At 63.6% G+C, this 17,273-nt stretch carries 18 protein-coding genes; 9 read left to right on the top strand and 9 right to left on the bottom strand.

Features of this window, described 5'->3' with window-relative positions; genetic code table 11:
* Positions 1-11: 11 nt before the first annotated feature.
* Positions 12-2,528 carry an ABC transporter permease gene (locus RRX38_RS05980; protein WP_315961909.1) on the bottom strand — a complete coding sequence of 839 codons (2,517 nt, stop codon included), beginning with the start codon at positions 2,526-2,528 and terminating at the stop codon, positions 12-14.
* Positions 2,528-3,211, bottom strand: a complete 684-nt coding sequence (locus RRX38_RS05975) for an ABC transporter ATP-binding protein (RefSeq protein ID WP_315961908.1) — start codon at positions 3,209-3,211, stop codon at positions 2,528-2,530. The genes RRX38_RS05980 and RRX38_RS05975 overlap by 1 nt, the downstream gene beginning before the upstream one ends.
* A 10-nt stretch (positions 3,212-3,221) precedes the next feature.
* Here RRX38_RS05975 and RRX38_RS05970 point away from each other — a divergent pair, with 10 nt between their 5' ends.
* From RRX38_RS05970 to RRX38_RS05960, 3 genes are all read left to right on the top strand, one after another.
* Positions 3,222-3,827, top strand: a complete 606-nt coding sequence (locus RRX38_RS05970) for an arylesterase (protein WP_315961907.1) — start codon at positions 3,222-3,224, stop codon at positions 3,825-3,827.
* A gap of 57 nt (positions 3,828-3,884) precedes the next feature.
* Positions 3,885-4,166 (top strand): hypothetical protein, encoded by a 282-nt coding sequence (locus tag RRX38_RS05965; RefSeq protein ID WP_295475023.1) that lies wholly within the window; start codon positions 3,885-3,887, stop codon positions 4,164-4,166.
* A gap of 141 nt (positions 4,167-4,307) precedes the next feature.
* Positions 4,308-5,285 (top strand): L,D-transpeptidase family protein, encoded by a 978-nt coding sequence (locus RRX38_RS05960; protein WP_295475028.1) that lies wholly within the window; start codon positions 4,308-4,310, stop codon positions 5,283-5,285.
* 103 nt (positions 5,286-5,388) lie between these two features.
* Here the strand turns inward: RRX38_RS05960 and oprI are convergent, their stop codons facing one another.
* Complete coding sequence (gene oprI, locus RRX38_RS05955; protein WP_045491971.1) at positions 5,389-5,640, bottom strand: outer membrane lipoprotei OprI; 252 nt, start codon at positions 5,638-5,640, stop codon at positions 5,389-5,391.
* 531 nt (positions 5,641-6,171) lie between these two features.
* Between oprI and RRX38_RS05950 the strand changes: the two genes are divergently transcribed.
* The gene (locus tag RRX38_RS05950) at positions 6,172-6,465 is read left to right on the top strand and encodes a GNAT family N-acetyltransferase (RefSeq protein WP_295475033.1); all 294 of its coding nucleotides are present in this window, start codon (positions 6,172-6,174) and stop codon (positions 6,463-6,465) included.
* Positions 6,466-6,531: 66 nt separating this feature from the next.
* On the opposite strand, the gene RRX38_RS05945 is transcribed toward RRX38_RS05950, so the two are convergent.
* Entirely contained in the window at positions 6,532-7,608 is a 1,077-nt protein-coding gene (locus RRX38_RS05945) for a 3-deoxy-7-phosphoheptulonate synthase (protein WP_295475035.1), read from the bottom strand.
* A 120-nt stretch (positions 7,609-7,728) separates the two neighbouring features.
* Between RRX38_RS05945 and RRX38_RS05940 the strand changes: the two genes are divergently transcribed.
* From RRX38_RS05940 to cysB, 4 genes are all read left to right on the top strand, one after another.
* Positions 7,729-8,124, top strand: a complete 396-nt coding sequence (locus RRX38_RS05940; RefSeq protein WP_295475038.1) for a thioredoxin — start codon at positions 7,729-7,731, stop codon at positions 8,122-8,124.
* Between the two features lie 30 nt (positions 8,125-8,154).
* Positions 8,155-9,135, top strand: a complete 981-nt coding sequence (locus RRX38_RS05935) for a putative 2-dehydropantoate 2-reductase (protein ID WP_315961906.1) — start codon at positions 8,155-8,157, stop codon at positions 9,133-9,135.
* Between the two features lie 78 nt (positions 9,136-9,213).
* A complete protein-coding gene (locus RRX38_RS05930; RefSeq protein ID WP_295475044.1) occupies positions 9,214-9,702 on the top strand; it encodes a universal stress protein in 489 nt (162 codons plus the stop codon).
* A 134-nt stretch (positions 9,703-9,836) separates the two neighbouring features.
* Complete coding sequence (cysB, locus tag RRX38_RS05925; protein WP_295475046.1) at positions 9,837-10,811, top strand: HTH-type transcriptional regulator CysB; 975 nt, start codon at positions 9,837-9,839, stop codon at positions 10,809-10,811.
* Positions 10,812-10,883: 72 nt separating this feature from the next.
* On the opposite strand, the gene RRX38_RS05920 is transcribed toward cysB, so the two are convergent.
* Complete coding sequence (locus tag RRX38_RS05920) at positions 10,884-11,618, bottom strand: phosphoadenylyl-sulfate reductase (protein ID WP_315961905.1); 735 nt, start codon at positions 11,616-11,618, stop codon at positions 10,884-10,886.
* A 168-nt stretch (positions 11,619-11,786) separates the two neighbouring features.
* On the opposite strand from RRX38_RS05920, the gene thrH reads away from it, so the two are divergent.
* Positions 11,787-12,404, top strand: coding sequence for a bifunctional phosphoserine phosphatase/homoserine phosphotransferase ThrH (gene thrH, locus RRX38_RS05915; protein WP_315961904.1), 618 nt, complete (start codon positions 11,787-11,789; stop codon positions 12,402-12,404).
* Between the two features lie 122 nt (positions 12,405-12,526).
* Here the strand turns inward: thrH and pabB are convergent, their stop codons facing one another.
* From pabB to RRX38_RS05895, 4 genes are all read right to left on the bottom strand, one after another.
* Entirely contained in the window at positions 12,527-13,870 is a 1,344-nt protein-coding gene (gene pabB / locus RRX38_RS05910; protein ID WP_315961903.1) for an aminodeoxychorismate synthase component I, read from the bottom strand.
* A 223-nt stretch (positions 13,871-14,093) separates the two neighbouring features.
* Complete coding sequence (locus RRX38_RS05905; protein WP_315961902.1) at positions 14,094-14,609, bottom strand: hypothetical protein; 516 nt, start codon at positions 14,607-14,609, stop codon at positions 14,094-14,096.
* Positions 14,610-14,754: 145 nt separating this feature from the next.
* Positions 14,755-15,732 carry an alpha-L-glutamate ligase-like protein gene (locus tag RRX38_RS05900; RefSeq protein ID WP_315962637.1) on the bottom strand — a complete coding sequence of 326 codons (978 nt, stop codon included), beginning with the start codon at positions 15,730-15,732 and terminating at the stop codon, positions 14,755-14,757.
* The gene (locus RRX38_RS05895) at positions 15,732-17,270 is read right to left on the bottom strand and encodes an inactive transglutaminase family protein (protein ID WP_315961901.1); all 1,539 of its coding nucleotides are present in this window, start codon (positions 17,268-17,270) and stop codon (positions 15,732-15,734) included. Before RRX38_RS05895 ends, RRX38_RS05900 begins: the two co-directional genes overlap by 1 nt.
* Positions 17,271-17,273 lie beyond the last annotated feature (3 nt).

Genomic DNA, 17,273 nt, shown 5'->3' with positions numbered 1-17,273 from the left:
CGATCAAAGGCTCAACCTTCGCGCAAGACGTTGAGCGGGCTGGCGTTCAAGGCCCGGCGCGTGCCGTAGATGCCTGCACCGCCTACCAGTACGGCGCCGATCAGAGGCAGCACCAGCAGCCAGGGGTGTGGCGACCACTGCAGGCTGAACGCGAAGCGATACAGCACGAAGCTCACCAGTTCGCAGCCCAGTGCCGCCAGCAGGCCGCTGGCTGCGCCCAGCAGGCCGAACTCGATGCGCCGGGCGCGGACCAGCAGGTAGCGGCTGGCGCCTAGCGCACGCAGCAGCGCGCCTTGGCGAATACGCTCGTCCAGGGTGGCCTGCAGGCCGGAGAACAGCACTGCCACCCCGGCGGCCAGCACGAACAGCAGCACGAACTGCACTGCCAGGGTCACCTGGTCGAGAATACTGCGCACCTGGGCCAGCAGTGCTTCTACGCCGAGGATGCTGATCGACGGGTAGTTGCGCGACAGCTCGACGATCTGCCGGTCGTGCTGCGGTGGCAGGTAGAAGCTGGTCATGTAGGTGGTCGGCAGGTCGGCCAGTGTGCCGGGCTGGAAGATGATGAAGAAGTTGGGCTGAAAGGTATCCCAGTTCACGTCGCGCAGGCTGGTAACCACGGTCTCGCGGGTCAGTCCGCCGACGTTGAAGCCCAGCCGGTCGTCCAGCTTGATGCTCAGGCTGTCGGCCAGCTTGGCTTCCACCGAGACGCCGGGCGGCTGATCGGCGGCGGGAGGCTGATCCGGTGTCGACCACCACTGCCCGGCAGTGATGCGGTTGCCCTCCGGCAGGGCGGCAGCCCAGGTCAGGTTGAGGTCGCGGCGCGTGGCGTTTTCGCCCCGCGAATCCTTGGTCACGAACTGGGCGACCGGTTCGCCGTTGATGGTCATCAGGCGCCCCGGCACCACCGGGTACAGCGGTGCAGCATGGCTGGACAGCCCGCCCAGAGTCTGGGCGAAACGGTTCTTGTCAGCAGGCAGCACGTTGAGCACGAAGTAGTTCGGTGCGTCTTTGGGCAACTGATTCTGCCAGGTGTCGAGCAGTTCGCCGCGCAGCAACGCGATCAACCCCATGGCCAGCAGGATCAGGCCGAAGGCCAGCGCCTGGCCGGCAGCGGCCAACGGGTGGCGTAGCAGTTGGCCCAGGCCCAGACGCCAGGCCAGTGGGGCACCGGCCAGCAGGCGGCGCAGGCTGTTCAGGCCGGCCAGTAGCAGGGCGCCGAACAGCAGGGCGGCGACGACGCCTCCGCCGAGCAGGGCGAAGGTCAGCACCAGGTCCAGGCTCAGACGCCACATGATCAGGCCCAGGGCCAGGATGGCGGCACCGTACACCAGCCAGGAGCTGGCCGGCACCGGCAGCATGTCGCGGCGCAACACCCGCAATGGCGGCACTCGGCCCAGCGCGGCCAGTGGTGGCAGGGCGAAGCCGGCCAGGGCGACCAGCCCGGTGCCGATGCCGGCCAGGGCGGGCATGAGGCCGCCGGGCGGTACCGTGGCGGGCAGCAGGTTATGCAGCAAGGCGAATAGCCCCAGTTGCGCCAGCCAGCCCAGCAACGCACCGCCGAGGCTGGCGAACAGGCCGAGCAGCGCCAGTTGCAGGCCGAACAGCTGCAGCGCCTCGCCCCGCGACAGGCCCAGGCAGCGCAGCAGGGCGCTGGCGTCGAAGCGCCGCGCGGCGAAGCGGGCCGCCGACATCGCCACCGCTACACCGGCCAGCAGCACGGCGACCAGACTGGCCATGTTCAGGTAGCGTTCGGCCTTGCCCAGTGCACCGCCGATCTGCTGGCTGCCGTCGCGGGCGTCCTTGATTTCCTGGTGCGGTTGCAGGCCCGGTTCGATGGCCTGGCGGTAGGCTGCCAGGGCCTGTGGCGTGCCGGTCCACATTTCGCGATAGGTCACCCGGCTGCCGGGCTGCACCACGCCAGTGGCCTGCAGGTCCTGGAGGTTGATCATCACCCGTGGCGTGAGGCTGTAGAAGTTGCCGGCGCGGTCCGGCTCGTAGGTCAGGATGCGGGTCAGCTTGAGCGGTTTGGCGCCGACGTCGAGAGTGTCACCGACCTTGAGATTGACCGCTGGCAGCAGCCGCGCCTCGACCCAGGCTTCGCCAGGCGGCGGACCGTTGCCGGGCTGGTCAGGCTGGTAGGGGGCCGGCGCGCTCTTGAGTTCGCCACGCAGCGGGTAGGCATCGTCCACTGCCTTGATGCTCGACAGCTGGATGCCGTCGTCGGTGGCGATGACGCTGGAGAAGATCACGATCTGTGCGTGCTTCAGGCCCAGGCGCTGCCCGGCTTCGCGCTGCTCGGCGCTGGCCGGGCTGGAGCCGTCGAGGATCAGATCGGCACCGAGGAACTCGGTGGCGCGCAGCAGCATGGCGGCATTCAGGCGCGCGCCGAAATAACCGATGGCGGTGCTGGCCGCCACGGCGACCAGCAAGGCGAAGAACAGCACGCGCAGTTCGCCGGCGCGGGCGTCGCGCTGCAGCTGACGCACCGCGAGGCTGAACAGGCGGGGAAGGGGCATGCGTGCCATCAAGGCTCCAGGGGGGCGACCTGGCGCCCGGCTGCGAGGCGGATCAGGCGACGGCAGCGATGCGCCAGCCGCTCATCATGAGTGACCAGCACCAGGGTGGTGCCGCGTTCCTTGTTCAGCTCGAACAGCAGGTCGCTGATGCGCTCGCCGGTATGGCTGTCGAGGTTGCCGGTGGGCTCGTCGGCGAACAGAACATCCGGGTCGGCGGCAAACGCGCGGGCAATGGCCACACGTTGTTGTTCGCCGCCGGAGAGCTGGCGGGGCGTGTGGCTCAGGCGCTGGCCCAGGCCGACGCGCTCCAGCAGGCTGCGTGCGCGCTCACGGGCGTCCTGGCGGCCCTCCAGTTCCATGGGCAGCATGACGTTCTCCAGGGCATTGAGGCTGTCGAGCAACTGGAACGACTGGAACACGAACCCGACGTGCTCGGCACGGACCCTGGCGCGCTCGTCTTCGTCGAGCTGGCTGAGGTTGCGCCCGGAGAGCATGACGCTGCCGGCACTGGGCAGGTCCAGCCCGGCGAGCAAGCCCAGCAGAGTGGATTTTCCGGAACCGGATGAGCCGACGATGGCCAAAGTGTCGCCCTTGTTCAGTTCAAGGGAGAGTTCGTGCAGGATAGTCAGCTCACCTTCGGTGCTGGGCACCACTTTGCTGAGGCTCTGGGCACTGAGAATGCTTTCACTCATGGAGAATCCGATGCGTGCGTGGTTATTGAGTAGCGCCTTGGGCCTGTTGCTGCTGTCTCAGGGCGCGGTGGCGGGCACGGTACTGGTCGTCGGCGATAGTATCAGCGCCGCTTTCGGCCTGGATACCCGGCAAGGCTGGGTCAACCTGCTGCAACAGCGCCTGCAGCAGCAGGGTTTCGACGACAAGGTGGTCAACGCGTCGATCAGCGGCGACACCAGCGCCGGAGGCCTGGCGCGGCTGCCGGCGCTGCTTGCAGAGCATCGGCCGGAGCTGGTGGTGCTCGAGCTGGGCGGTAACGATGGGCTGCGTGGGCAGCCTCCGGCGCAATTGCAACAAAACCTTGCATCGATGATCGAGCAGTCGAAAAAGGCCGGTGCCAAGGTCCTGCTGCTGGGCATGAGGATTCCACCCAATTATGGCCCGCGCTACACCCGGGCGTTCGAGGCGGTTTACGCCGACCTGGCCAAGGAGCATCAACTGCCCTGGGTGCCGTTTTTCCTCGAAGGCGTGGGGGGTGTGCCGCAGATGATGCAGGCCGATGGCATCCACCCGGCGACCGCCGCCCAGGGCAAGTTGCTGGAAAATGTCTGGCCGGCCCTGAAACCGCTGCTTTGAGGCTTTTCTCGGCGGGGGCTTTCGGCTAATGTTGCGCCCCCCTCACTGGAGCCCTTCATGCCGCGCCCTGCCTGGTCCCTGTTCGCCTACCAAATGATCGAGCCTGACGAGCAGCTCGACCTGTTCGCTTGCCAGGAAGCCAGGGTCCATCTGATCGCCCGTCAGTTGGTGCTGGGCGGTTCCGCCGACCGCACCCTGTGCGGCACCTTGCTGCCTGCCCAGCCGCGGCTGTCACAGGTTGAGACACAAATGCTCCAGGAGGAGCGCTTGTGCCCGCTGTGCAAGGCCATCCTTGATGCCCAGCGCCGTGGCATGCACCCGATCTGGCCGGAACTGTAAGTTTCACGAAGCGCCGAGGCTCCCGAAGGCGTCAAGCCGGGTGTACACTGGCACCTGGCCTGTCGAGGACTGCGGCAACTGCCGGGCACCGCGCACAGGCCCATTTTGACCCCGCCGTATCTAGCCGAAGGATTTCACCGGATGTTGTCGCGCATTCCTGTCGTTGCCCGCTGTCTGTCATTCGCCGCCCTGTGGGCCGCCAGTTCCGTGCAGGCCACGGAATATCCATTGCCGCCACCCGGTGAAGACGTCGTCGGCCAGGTGCAGGTCATCGAGGCGAAATACGAAGACACCTTCGCCGACCTGGGTACCCGCTACGGTCTGGGTTACCAGGAAATGCTCGACGCCAACCCCGGGGTCGATGCCTGGCTGCCCGGCGCCGGCACCAAGATCGTGTTGCCGACCCGCTTCATCCTGCCGCCGGGGCCGCGTGAAGGTATCGTCATCAACCTGGCCGAGTACCGGATGTACTACTACCCCAAGGGCAAGAACGTGGTGTACACCTACGCCCTGGGTATCGGTCGCGAGGGCTGGGGCTCGCCGATCGGCAGCACTCGCGTCATCGCCAAGACCCCGAACCCGACCTGGACGCCACCGGCGTCGATCCGCGCCGAGCACGCCGCTGACGGCGACATCCTGCCGGCGGTGGTACCGGCAGGGCCGGACAATCCGTTGGGCCCGTTCAAGTTCGGCCTGGGCATGTCCGGTTACCTGATCCACGGCTCGAACAAGAAGTTCGGCATTGGCATGCGCACCAGCCACGGTTGCTTCCGCATGTACAACAATAACGTGCTGGAGCTGGCCGACATGGCGCCGGTGGGCACCCCCGTGCGCATCATCAACGAGCCCTACAAGTTCGGCCTGAGCGGCGGCAAGGTGTTCCTCGAGGCGCATACGCCGCTGGACGAGCAGGGCAACCCGTCGGTGGTCGACAAGCACACGGCGGTGATCAACGCGCTGCTCAAGCATGATGACCTGGCCAGCAACATGCGCACCAATTGGGATACCGTGCGTGACGTGGTGGCCGCCGGTGACGGCATTCCTACCGAGATCGCCGAGCCTATGGTCGGCCAGGCTGCCGTTCCGGCCGGCGCCGATCCCCAGGCGGTGTTCCACTGAACCTGCGTCGGGGGCGCGTCATGCGCCTCCGTCAGCCTGGTAACCGGGCATAAAAAAGGCCGACCCGCGAGCGGGTCGGCCTTTTTCAATCCCGAAGGGATTATTACTTGCGGCTAGCCTTGTCCAGCATGCGCAGAGCACGCTCGTTGGCTTCGTCAGCGGTCTGCTGAGCTTTCTGAGCGGCAGCCAGAGCTTCGTCAGCTTTGCGGTAGGCTTCGTCAGCACGAGCCTGAGCGCGAGCTGCTGCGTCTTCGGTAGCAGTCAGGCGAGCTTCGGTTTCTTTGGAGACGCTGCTGCAACCGGTGGCCAGAACGGCGGCCAGAGCCAGAGCAGAGAATTTCAGAACGTTGTTCATCGTGTTCCCCTTCAAGGACTTAATTCGAATTCGTCATCTCTCGAAATGGAGAGAATGACCGGCGTACATAGTACTCATTGTTTGTAGTAAGTAAACGGAGGAAGCGCAAGATCCAACAAAATTCTTTGGCATGAAAGTCTTCCGTCATACTTATCAGGCAGATTGTATGAAAACTATCCACCTGGCCGGTGACGCTAATCAAGTAGCCGCCCCTCTCTCACACTCCGGTGTTTTTCCCTGAAGGATCAACGTTCCGTTGTGCAGTGATGTCACGGTGACTTGAATCCGCTAACCGGCGTCTCTATGACAACTTGCGCCGTCACTCGGTTCACTGGTCGGGCGCACTGGCGGGCGCCGTGCTTTTAACACAGCTGTCACTTGAGCAAAGTGGGGTGAGGCGCCTAGTATCTAATCAGGCTGTCTTGCGGTGCGCTGGTCAGGCCGCCGGTTATCCAGGTGGTCCAAAGGTTTCGTTGCCGGGAAAAGATCGGTAAGGTAGGGGTCAAATTCCAAGACCCGCTAGGAGTAATGATGAGCGAGGCGTTGTCCATTCAACATGATCAGGCTGCCCACCAGTTCGTCGTCGACGTCGACGGCTATCGCGCCTATCTGACCTATATGGACCTGGGCAAGCAGACCCTTGATTTCTATCGTACCTTCGTGCCCGATGCACTGCGCGGGCGAGGTATCGCAGCGGCGCTTACCGAACAGGCGCTGGCTTTTGCCGAACAAGGCGGTTACAGCGTGATCGCCTCATGTTCATATGTGGAACGCTACATGGAGCGCCACCAGCGCCGCAGTGGCACCGAAGACGTTATCGGATAAGTTTGCGAAAAGACGCATACAAAAACGCCGGGCATCAGCCCGGCGTTTTCGTTACTGCCTGGAAACTCAGCCGCGCTGGCGGGCGGGCAGCACGTTCTTGAGCTTGGCGTGCATGCTGCGCAGGGTCTTCTCGGTGGCTTCCCAGTCGATGCAGGCATCGGTGATCGATACACCGTACTTCAGTTCCGACAGATCCTTGGGAATCGCCTGGCAACCCCAGTTCAGGTGGCTCTCGACCATCAGGCCGATGATCGACTGGTTGCCTTCGAGAATCTGGTTGGCCACGTTCTCCATGACCAGTGGCTGCAGCCCAGGATCCTTGTTGGAGTTGGCGTGGCTGCAGTCGACCATGATGTTCGGGCGGATGCCGGCCTTGTTCAGGTCCTGCTCGCACAAGGCCACGCTGACCGAGTCGTAGTTGGGTTTGCCGTTGCCGCCGCGCAGCACTACGTGGCCGTAGGCATTGCCCTTGGTGGTCACGATGGAGACGCCGCCTTCCTGGTTGATGCCCAGGAAGCGGTGCGGTTTGGACACCGACTGCAGGGCATTGATGGCCACGGTCAGGCCGCCATCGGTTCCGTTCTTGAAGCCCACGGCCGAAGACAGGCCCGAGGCCATTTCCCGGTGGGTCTGGGACTCGGTGGTGCGTGCGCCGATGGCCGACCAACTGATCAGGTCCTGCAGATACTGCGGGGAAATCGGGTCCAGGGCCTCGGTGGCGGTGGGCAGGCCCATTTCCGCCAGGTCCAGCAGCAGCTGGCGACCGATGTGCAGGCCGTCCTGGATCTTGAACGAGTCGTCCAGATAGGGGTCGTTGATCAGGCCTTTCCAGCCCACCGTGGTGCGTGGCTTCTCGAAGTACACCCGCATGACCAGATACAGCGTGTCCGATACCTCGGCGGCCAGGGCCTTGAGGCGCTCGGCGTACTCCTTGGCGGCCTTGAGGTCGTGGATCGAGCAGGGGCCGATCACGATGAACAGGCGGTGATCCTTGCCATCGAGAATGTTGCGGATGACTTCGCGGCCTTCACTCACGGTCTTGAGCGCGGCGGCAGTCAGGGGAATCTCGCGCTTGAGCTGATCCGGGGTGATCAGCGTCTCGTTGGAGGCAACGTTGAGGTCGTCAATCGGTAAATCGGCCATCGGGCTACTCATCAGGTCACGGTGAAGCGTTGCGGGTGCCGAACCTTAGCGCGTTACCGCGTGTTTCCACAAGCTGGCATTGCTTCGTGGCGTTCCCGGGCCGGCCCGGCAAAGCAGGCGATGAAGCGGCTGGCGTTAGGCGCTAGAATCGTGCGGCCTTTGGCCTGGAAAACCGCCGTGCTGGAACAATTGCAACTCACCGACCTGGATATCGACCAGCAGCTTCTCAGCCTGCCGGGGCGTTCACTGCTGCTGTTCACTGGCGAGGGCTGCAGCAGTTGCCGCTGGGCGCGGCAGCGCCTGCCATCGATGAACCTGCCCCTGGAGCGCCTGTGCTGGATCGATGCCGAGCGCAATGGCGGCGCGGTGCAGCGTTATGAGGTTTTTCATCTGCCGGCACTGTTCGTCGTCCGCGACGGTGATTTTCTCGGTGCGCTACGCTCGCCACTGGATCCTGCTTCGCTGTGTCAGGCGCTGGAATCGGCCTTTGCGGGCGAGCCTGACGAATTGCCATGAACCTGCACCACGGAATCACGAGGAATACCCATGACCCTGACCCAACCACTGCGTATCGGCATCATCGGCACCGGCTCCATTGGCGGCTTCTACGGATTGCTGCTGGCCCGTGCCGGTTTCGACGTGCATTTCCTGCTGCGCAGCGAGTTCGATGCCGTGTCGCGCAAGGGGCTGCAGGTGGACAGCCAGGTCCACGGCGCGTTGCACCTGGCTTCAGTCAACGCGCATCGCCAGGCCGCCGACATGCCGCCTTGCGACTGGCTGCTGGTGGGCGCCAAGACCACCAGTAATGCCGCCCTGGCGCCCTTGATCACTCAGGCGGCTGCGCCGGGAGCGAGGGTCGTGTTGCTGCAGAATGGCCTGGATGTCGAGGAACAGTTGCGGCCACTGTTGCCCGAGAGCCTGCATCTGCTCGGCGGGCTGTGTTTCGTATGCCTGCATCGTCAGGCGCCCGGTGTGGTCGTTCATCAGGCGGGCGGTACGGTGAACCTGGGCTATCACAGTGGGCCTGCGGTCGATCAGGCGGCGCGTATGGCGCTGGTCGAGGAGGGCGCCGCGCTGTTCGCGGCGGCAGGTATCGACGGCAAGGCGATGCCTGACCTGCGCCAGGCTCGCTGGCAGAAGCTGGTGTGGAACGTGCCTTATAACGGTCTTTCCGTGCTGTTGCGGGCTGGCACTCAAGCCTTGATGGCCGACCCGCACAGTCGCGCGCTGATCGAGGCGTTGATGGAGGAAGTGATTGGCGGTGCGGCAGCCTGTGGCGTGCAAATGCCGGATAATTACGCCCAGACGCTGTTGGCGTTCACCGATGCATTGCCCGACTACTGGCCGAGTATGTACCACGACTTTGCCGGCCAGCGCCCCATGGAGCTGGAGGTCATCTACCAGCGGCCACTGCGTGCGGCCCAGGCCGCCGGTTGCGAGTTGCCGCGTATTCGCACCCTTTACCAGTCGCTGGCCTTCATCGACCGGCGCCGTGCGGATGCAGGCCCGGGCCTTGCGGGCGATTGATCCGCAGCCGCCCGACTATTGCCGGGTGCGCTGCTAAGCTCAATCAATCGCCGTCATTCTGGCAGTCCGGGAGGCCGTATGATCCGTTCGATGCTCTATGCCACAGACCTCGGCCTGTACGCGCCCTACGTGACACAACACGCGCTGGCATTGGCACGGACCTTCAACGCGGGACTCTACGTGATCCATGTGGTCGAGCCACTGGGCCTGTTCGCTGAATCGGTGCTGCAGAGTTATCTGGGTGAGGAAGCAGTCAGGGAGCTGCACGGTCGGGGCGTGAGTACGTTCATGGAAGGCATCGAGCAACGGATGCTCGACGGTTTTCGCGAAGAGTTCGGTGCCGGCCACGCGGATCTTTCGTTCATTCGCACGGTGCGGGTCGTCCAGGGTGACCCCTCGATGGTGATACTCGAGCAGGCTCGTGAACTGGCCGTGGACCTGCTGGTTGTCGGTAGCCATAGCCGCATGGTGGGTGACGGTGCGCCTATCGGCCGCACCGCGGCCAGAGTGCTGCAGCGTGCGGATGTCCCGGTGTACATGGTGCCCATGATGCAAGGCAGGCAGTAGGCGCAATTGCGGGCGGCGGTGAAATCGTGCGTGCCATCGGCGCATAAAGGTGATAAAAAGTTCTATCTTTCCGCCTTAGACCATCGATGCGGTTATATACCTTCGCTGATGCCCATCTGCTTTGAGGGATACTTATGAAGCTCCAACAATTGCGCTACATCTGGGAAGTGGCGCACCACGACCTCAACGTCTCCGCGACGGCTCAGAGTCTCTATACCTCGCAACCGGGTATCAGCAAGCAGATCCGCCTGCTCGAGGACGAACTGGGTGTCGAGGTCTTCGCCCGCAGTGGCAAGCACCTGACCCGCGTCACGCCAGCGGGCGAGCGTATCATCACCACGGCCGGCGAAATCCTGCGCAAGGTCGAGAGCATCAAGCAGATCGCCCAGGAGTTCTCCAACGAGAAGAAGGGCACGCTGTCCATCGCCACCACCCATACCCAGGCACGCTATGCCCTGCCTTCGGTGATCAGTGGCTTCATCAAGCAGTATCCGGACGTCGCATTGCACATGCATCAGGGCTCGCCGACGCAGATCGCCGAGATGGCCGCCGATGGCACCGTCGACTTCGCCATCGCCACCGAGGCGCTGGATCAGTTCGGCGACCTGATCATGATGCCGTGCTACCGCTGGAACCGCTGCGTGGTCGTGCCACAGGGTCACCCGCTGACCAAGGTGCCCAAGCTGACCCTGGAACTGTTGGCCGAATACCCCATCGTCACCTACGTTTTCGGTTTCACCGGCCGCTCCAAGCTGGACGAAGCCTTCAGCAACCGTGGCCTGGTGCCCAAGGTGGTGTTCACCGCCGCCGACGCCGACGTCATCAAGACCTACGTGCGACTCAACTTGGGGGTGGGCATCGTTGCGCACATGGCCGTGGATGAAGAGCAGGACAGCGATCTGGTGACCCTGGATGCCAGTCACCTGTTCGAGTCCAGCGTGACCAAGATCGCCTTCCGTCGCGGCACTTTCCTGCGCGGCTTCATGTGCGACTTCATCGAGAAGTTCGCCCCCCACCTGACCCGTGAGGTCATGGCCAAGGCGATTCACTGCCATAACCGTCAGGAACTCGAAGAGCTGTTCGCCGACGTCGACCTGCCCGTGCATTGAGGCGCATTGCACGCCTCACGTGAAGAGCCGCAAGAAAAGCCTTCGGGCTGATCCTGCGGCTCTGTGCTCTGCTCAGGCTTTGGTAATCAGATTGCCGGCGTGCAGCCCGCATTCCTTCTGCGTGGCCTCTTCCCACCACCAGCGACCTTCGCGCTCGTGCTGGTTCGGCAGCACCGGGCGAGTGCAGGGCTCGCAGCCGATGCTGATGAAGCCGCGCTCGTGCAGGCTGTTGTACGGCAGTTCCAGCATACGGATGTAACCCCAGACTTCTTCACTGCTCATCTGCGCCAGCGGGTTGAACTTGTACAGGGTTCGCTCGGCGGTTGAGAAGGCGCTGTCGATCTCCAGGGCGGCCACCTGGCTGCGTGTGCCGGGGCTCTGGTCGCGGCGCTGGCCGGTAGCCCAGGCACGGACGTCGCTCAGCTTGCGACGCAACGGTGCGATCTTGCGGATACCGCAGCATTCGCCATGCCCATCCTTGTAGAAGCTGAACAGGCCCTTTTCCTTGACGAAGGGCTCCAGTTGGGTGTGATCCGGCGAGACGATTTCGATGGCGATGCCATAGGTCTCGCGCACCTGGTCGATGAAGCGATAGGTTTCGGGATGCAGGCGGCCGGTGTCGAGGCTGAAGACCTTGACGTTTTTGTTGATCTTCCAGGCCATGTCCAGCAGCACCACGTCTTCAGCGCCGCTGAACGAGATCCACAGATCGTCGCCGAAGTGGCTGAACGCCAGTTTGAGAATGTCTTGCGGCGATTTGTTGGCGTACGTCGCTGCCAGTTCGGCAACGTCGAATGGTTGGTTCATCAGGCGTGGTCCTAGGTCTGGAAATGGCGCTTAAGCGCTCGAAATGACGGCCATGGTAACAAAAACCTTCCTGCTGTGAGCGTGCCCGCTGACTGGCTGCGAGGTTGCACTTTGCCGGTGCCTGCCCCTACAGTGCCGCCTTCCTTACAAGTGCTCATGGAGTGTGCCGTGGAAATTGCCTGTCTCGATCTGGAAGGGGTGCTGGTGCCGGAAATCTGGATCGCCTTCGCTGAAAAAACCGGTATCCAGGCCCTGCGGGCCACGACCCGGGATGTGCCCGACTACGACGTGCTGATGCAGCAGCGCCTGCGCATCCTCGATGAGCATGGGCTGAAACTTTCGGACATCCAGGCAGTGATCGCCACGCTCAAGCCGCTCGATGGCGCGGTGGAGTTCGTCGACTGGCTGCGGGAACGTTTCCAGGTGGTGATTCTTTCCGACACTTTCTACGAATTCTCCCAGCCGCTGATGCGCCAGCTGGGTTTCCCTACACTGCTGTGCCACCGCTTGGTCACCGACGAAAACGACCGTGTGGTCAGCTATCAGTTGCGCCAGAAGGACCCCAAGCGCCAGTCGGTGCTGGCCTTCAAGAGTCTGTATTACCGGGTGATTGCCGCCGGCGATTCGTACAACGACACCAGCATGCTCGGCGAAGCCGACGCGGGCATTCTGTTCCATGCACCGGACAACGTGATTCGCGAATTCCCGCAGTTCCCGGCGGTGCACAGTTTCGCAGAACTCAGGAAGGCGTTCATCCAGGCCTCGAATCGCCCCCTGAGTCTCTGACAGGCCGACGATACCCGCCGGATTGCCGCAGGTCACCGGGTAGGAGGGGCTTGAGCCGCGATGTGGTCGGCCCGCTCAGTGCATCGGCCTTGAGTGTGGTCGCGGCTTGCGCGGCTCAAGCCCTATAGAGCCTCCAGGGTGCGCAGCAGCACGCCGACCTTGGTGAAGCACTCCTGGTATTCGGCTTCACAGTCCGAGTCGGCGACGACACCGCCGCCGGCCCAGCACGACACTTGGCCATCCTTGATCAGCAGGCTGCGGATGGCGATGGAGCTGTCCATTTCGCCGCGCACGTCGAGGTACAGCAACGAGCCGCAATACAGCGCGCGACGTTGCGGTTCCAGCTCGTCGATGATCTGCATGGCGCGGATCTTCGGCGCTCCGGTGATCGAACCGCCGGGAAAGCTGCCGGCGATCAGGTCGAGAGCGTCACGTTGCGCCGCCAGTTCGCCGGTGATGCTGCTGACCAGGTGATGGACGTTGGGGTAGCTCTCGATGCTGAACAGCTCGGGCACGCGCACCGAACCGATGCGGCAGTTGCGGCCCATGTCGTTGCGCAGCAGGTCGACGATCATCAGGTTTTCCGCGCGGTCCTTGGGGCTGGCCAGCAGTTCGTCGGCCAACTCCCGGTCTTCGCGGGCGTCGCGGCCACGGGGCCGGGTGCCTTTGATCGGGCGGGTTTCCACCTGGCCCTGGCTGATGCGCACGAAGCGCTCCGGCGAGACGCTGAGGATCGCGCCGCCCTCGGGTAGCGGAAGGTAGCCGGAAAAGGGCGTAGGGCAGGCCTTGCGTAACGCCTGATAAGCCACCCATGGGTCGCCGGCGCACTTGGCCTGGAAACGCTGGGTCAGGTTGACCTGGTAACAGTCGCCGGCCTGGATGTAGTTTTTCAGGCGATTGAACGCCTCGGCATACTGGCCTGCGTCCAGATTGGCCTGGAAAGGGCCGCTCAAGTGGAACTCGCCAGAAGTCTCGGCGATCGGCCCGCTGAACAGGCTGATCAGGCGCTCGCGCTCTGCCGCTGCAAGTGAGGGGTGAAAGACCAGCTGCGTGGTGCTGGCCTGGTGATCGGTGATCAGCGCCCAGGCGTAAAGGCCCAGTTGAGCATCCGGCAGCTGCAGGTCGTCGATGGACTGTTCGGGCAGGTGCTCCAGGCGCCGGCCGAAGTCGTAGGCCAGGTAGCCGATCAGGCCGCCGGCGAAGGGCAATTCGCACTCTGGGGGCAAGCGGGCCTCGCCCAGTTGCGCCAGGCCTGCCCGCAGCCGCTGCAGGAAACTCCTCCCGGTTTCGCCTGGTTGGCCGACAAGCTGCTGCATCGGCCAGGCGCTGAGCAGGTCGAAGCGCCCTCGTTCGGCCTGCGGGCGGCCGCTGTCGAGCAGCACCGCACCGGGCTCGTGGCGAATCCTGGCGAAGTACGGTGCAGGATCGGCGTGATACGCAAGGGAGTGCAGGGTGCAGATGGGCATCGGTGACTACGATCAATGGCGGAAAGGCGCCGATTGTAATCACGAGAGCCACGGGGTAACAGGCTTAGTCTGTCAGTCGCTCGGAACGGGCGCTCCACCGGGTGGCGCTCCACCGGGTGGCGTCCCACCGGGTGGCGCCCCACCGGGTGGCGCCCCACCGGGCTGGCGCTCCAGCCTGTTTCTAACGCAGCATGGCCGAGCGCAGGCACTTCTCGTACAAAACCTAGGGCAGGGGAGACGGCCGGATCCATACGCAGCTCAAAGTCCCGTTGGGTTTCGATCCCCCGCTATGGGTCAGTTGCACGCCTGGCACCAGGATTTCGCCGGGAGAGTAGCTCAAGGCCTGGGAGAACCCCATCGGCTCTACCATGGTGGTCGGGTTTTTTATCGTCTTGACGCCCACATAGAAGTCCCCTCCATTGCCACAGTTATCGGCAGAGTGGAAAGAAATCAGCGCGGCAGAGGGTGCGTTTTCGATCTTGAACCCATAGTCGTCATCATTCGTGCAGCCGTAGCTGTCGTCATGGAGATCGATCTCCTGCTCGGCGCCTCCTGCCTCGAACGTGATGGTGCAGTCATGAGGCCACTCACCGGTGTCTTTTTTCTGCTTGTACAGATGAACCTTCCCAGTGAGGACTGTGTTAGCGGCTGCAGGGCTGGTCACGGCATCGGCGGCTATCGCGCTGCCAGCGAGCAGTGCCAGACACAAGGATAAGGATTTGAGGGGGGTGAGCAGCATGATCGGCTCCTCCGTGAGCGACGAGCGGGTGGCCGGCGTCGACCTGCAGTCAGAGGCCGGACAGGCATCAGGGCCTGTGGGCAGCACGCTAATCGTTAAGCATGGTGCCGCCAACTATCAGCAATGCCAGCTCAAGCACCTGAACTCAGCTTGCCGGCACGTGCCCAAACAGCTCCTGCACGAACCGCACACGCTGCTCCGGCGTCTCGCGCTCGTCATTCAGGGCGAGTTTCTCCAGGTGGGCCTCCACCGCCTGGGTGCGCAGGGTCAGGCCGCAGTCGTTGGCGATCTGGATGTTCAGGCCGGGGCGCGCGTTGAGTTCGAGGATCAAGGGGCCTTTTTCCTGGTCCAGCACCATGTCCACACCGATATAACCCAGGCCGCACAGCTCATGGCATTCGGCGGCCAGCTTCATGAAACCGTCCCAGTAGGGCAGCTGCACGCCGTCGACGGCATTGGCAGTGTCCGGGTGCTTGCTGATGATGCGGTTGAGCCAGGTGCCCTTGAGGGTGATGCCGGTGGCCAGGTCGACGCCCACGCCGATGGCGCCCTGGTGCAGGTTGGCCTTGCCGCCCGACTGACGGGTCGGCAGGCGCAGCATGGCCATGATCGGGTAACCCATCAGCACGATGATGCGGATGTCCGGCACGCCTTCGTAACTGATGCTCTTGAAGATCGCATCGGGGATCACCCGGTACTCGATCAGTGCGCGGTCACGGTGGCCGCCCAGCGAATACAGGCCGGTGAGGATGCTGGAAATCTGGTGCTCGATTTCCGAACGGCTGACCAGCCTTCCGGATACGCTGCGGAAGCTGTCTTCGAAACGGTCGGCGATGACCATGATGCCGTCGCCGCCGGCGCCCTGGGCCGGCTTGATGACGAAGTCGTCATGACCACCGATGATCTCGTCCAGGCGGTCGATTTCCTTCTCCGTGGAAATCACCCCATACATCTGCGGCACGTGGATACCAGCCGCCAGGGCGCGCTCCTTGGTGAGGATCTTGTCGTCCACCACCGGGTACAGGCTGCGCTTGTTGTACTTGAGCACGAAGTCGGCGTTACGCCGGTTGATGCCCATGATGCCCCGCGCTTCCAGGGCCTTCCAGGTCTTCCACCAGCCGATCATTGCGGCTCGTCCTGTTTGAGGAAGGCGCGGAAACGCACCAGCTCGGTCAGGCGATAGCCACGGTAGCGGCCCATCGCGAGCATGAAGCCGACCAGCACCAGCAGGATGGCCGGGAAGGTGAACACGAAATAGGTCAGTTCCTTCACGGTCATGATCAGGTAGGCCAGCGACGCCGCGAACAGCGTGCCGATGGCGACCTTCATGGCGTGGCTGGCGCCGCGCTCTTCCCAGGTGATGGACAGGCGCTCGATGGTCATGGTCAGGATCACCATCGGGAACAGCGACACCGACAGGCCGCGCTCCAGGCCCAGCTTGTGGCTGAACAGGCTGATGGCGGCGATCAGCACCACCACGAAGGTCAGTACCACCGACAGGCGCGGCAGCATCTGCAGCTTGAGGTGCTCCAGGTATGAACGCAGCGACAGGCCCAGGGCCGTGATGAGGGTGAACAGCAGAATGCCGAAGTCCAGCTGGGTCTCGCGGAACGCCAGGGCGATCAGCACCGGGGTGAAGGTGCCCAGGGTCTGCAGGCCGATCAGGTTGCGCAGCACCAGGATCACCAGTACGCCGATGGGGATCATCACCATGACCATGAAGCTTTGCTGGGTCTGCAGTGGCAGCCCGTACAGCGAGTAGGAGAGGAAGTCGGCGTCGGTGTTCTCGTCGGTGAGCTGTGCCAGGCGGATGGCGTTCATCTCGCTGTTGCTCAGGGTGAAGGTCACCAAGGGTTTGCGTGCGCCGTCGATGCTCACCAGCGGCTCGTCGCCGGTCCACCACAGCAGGCGGTCGGCGGGCAGGCCGGATTCACCGGTCTCGGGGTTGAAGTACAGCCATTCCTTGCCATTGAAACTGCGCAGCCACAGTTCCGGTGTCTGCGGCGTGCCCGCCTCCAGACGGATGGTGTGGACCTTTTCCATCGGCACGTGGGCAATGGACAGCAGTAGGTCGGTGACCTGCGCCTTGCGCGCCACCGACGGGTCGCCCCCGAGCAGCAGCTTGGCGTTGTCGTCCTTGGGGTTGTTGACCCGCTTGATGGCCTCGCTGACGAAGGTCTCGACGTCGGCCGAGTGTTGGCGGATCGGTGCCAGCAGCGCCTCGGCAGCGACTTTCTCGGCACCTTCCACCGGCAGGCTGTCGCGGAACACCGGACCCTTGGGCTTGGGTTTGTCGGCGCTGTAGCGCTTGGTCAGCACCAGGCGGTAGTAGAGGGTCTGGTTGCCCGTGGCCCGGCGTGAGGACCAGGTGGCTTTGCGGTTGCCGTCGACCCGGTTGACGCTGACCCCATAGTTGTTGGCGATGAAGCTCTCATTGAGGCTGATGTAGTCCTGCGCCAGGGGCGGCACGAACATCTGCACCTTGACCGATTCCTTGGGGTTGGCGACGAATTCGATCTTGGCATCGATGTTCCACAGGTCGTCGGTTTCGTCTTCGGTCATCGGGATGCCGAGTACCAGTACCTGATACGCCGTGATCGCCAGGCCCAGGGTGACCAGGACACCGATCAGGACTTTCAGGTGAAGGGTAAGAGCGCGCATGGG

The sequence above is a fragment of the Pseudomonas sp. DTU_2021_1001937_2_SI_NGA_ILE_001 genome (genome assembly GCF_032463525.1).
In the GTDB taxonomy this organism is placed as follows: Bacteria; Pseudomonadota; Gammaproteobacteria; order Pseudomonadales; family Pseudomonadaceae; genus Aquipseudomonas.
This window is presented reverse-complemented; position numbering and strand designations above follow the sequence as displayed.

What these genes read in the sequence shown, in the direction of transcription:
- RRX38_RS05980 (WP_315961909.1), bottom strand. Translation starts at nt 2,528, where the DNA reads ATGGCACGCATGCCCCTTCCCCGCCTGTTCAGCCTCGCGGTGCGTCAG.
- RRX38_RS05975 (WP_315961908.1), bottom strand. Translation starts at nt 3,211, where the DNA reads ATGAGTGAAAGCATTCTCAGTGCCCAGAGCCTCAGCAAAGTGGTGCCC.
- RRX38_RS05970 (WP_315961907.1), top strand. Translation starts at nt 3,222, where the DNA reads ATGCGTGCGTGGTTATTGAGTAGCGCCTTGGGCCTGTTGCTGCTGTCT.
- RRX38_RS05965 (WP_295475023.1), top strand. Translation starts at nt 3,885, where the DNA reads ATGCCGCGCCCTGCCTGGTCCCTGTTCGCCTACCAAATGATCGAGCCT.
- RRX38_RS05960 (WP_295475028.1), top strand. Translation starts at nt 4,308, where the DNA reads ATGTTGTCGCGCATTCCTGTCGTTGCCCGCTGTCTGTCATTCGCCGCC.
- oprI (WP_045491971.1), bottom strand. Translation starts at nt 5,640, where the DNA reads ATGAACAACGTTCTGAAATTCTCTGCTCTGGCTCTGGCCGCCGTTCTG.
- RRX38_RS05950 (WP_295475033.1), top strand. Translation starts at nt 6,172, where the DNA reads ATGAGCGAGGCGTTGTCCATTCAACATGATCAGGCTGCCCACCAGTTC.
- RRX38_RS05945 (WP_295475035.1), bottom strand. Translation starts at nt 7,608, where the DNA reads ATGGCCGATTTACCGATTGACGACCTCAACGTTGCCTCCAACGAGACG.
- RRX38_RS05940 (WP_295475038.1), top strand. Translation starts at nt 7,729, where the DNA reads ATGAAGCGGCTGGCGTTAGGCGCTAGAATCGTGCGGCCTTTGGCCTGG.
- RRX38_RS05935 (WP_315961906.1), top strand. Translation starts at nt 8,155, where the DNA reads ATGACCCTGACCCAACCACTGCGTATCGGCATCATCGGCACCGGCTCC.
- RRX38_RS05930 (WP_295475044.1), top strand. Translation starts at nt 9,214, where the DNA reads ATGATCCGTTCGATGCTCTATGCCACAGACCTCGGCCTGTACGCGCCC.
- cysB (WP_295475046.1), top strand. Translation starts at nt 9,837, where the DNA reads ATGAAGCTCCAACAATTGCGCTACATCTGGGAAGTGGCGCACCACGAC.
- RRX38_RS05920 (WP_315961905.1), bottom strand. Translation starts at nt 11,618, where the DNA reads ATGAACCAACCATTCGACGTTGCCGAACTGGCAGCGACGTACGCCAAC.
- pabB (WP_315961903.1), bottom strand. Translation starts at nt 13,870, where the DNA reads ATGCCCATCTGCACCCTGCACTCCCTTGCGTATCACGCCGATCCTGCA.
- RRX38_RS05905 (WP_315961902.1), bottom strand. Translation starts at nt 14,609, where the DNA reads ATGCTGCTCACCCCCCTCAAATCCTTATCCTTGTGTCTGGCACTGCTC.
- RRX38_RS05895 (WP_315961901.1), bottom strand. Translation starts at nt 17,270, where the DNA reads ATGCGCGCTCTTACCCTTCACCTGAAAGTCCTGATCGGTGTCCTGGTC.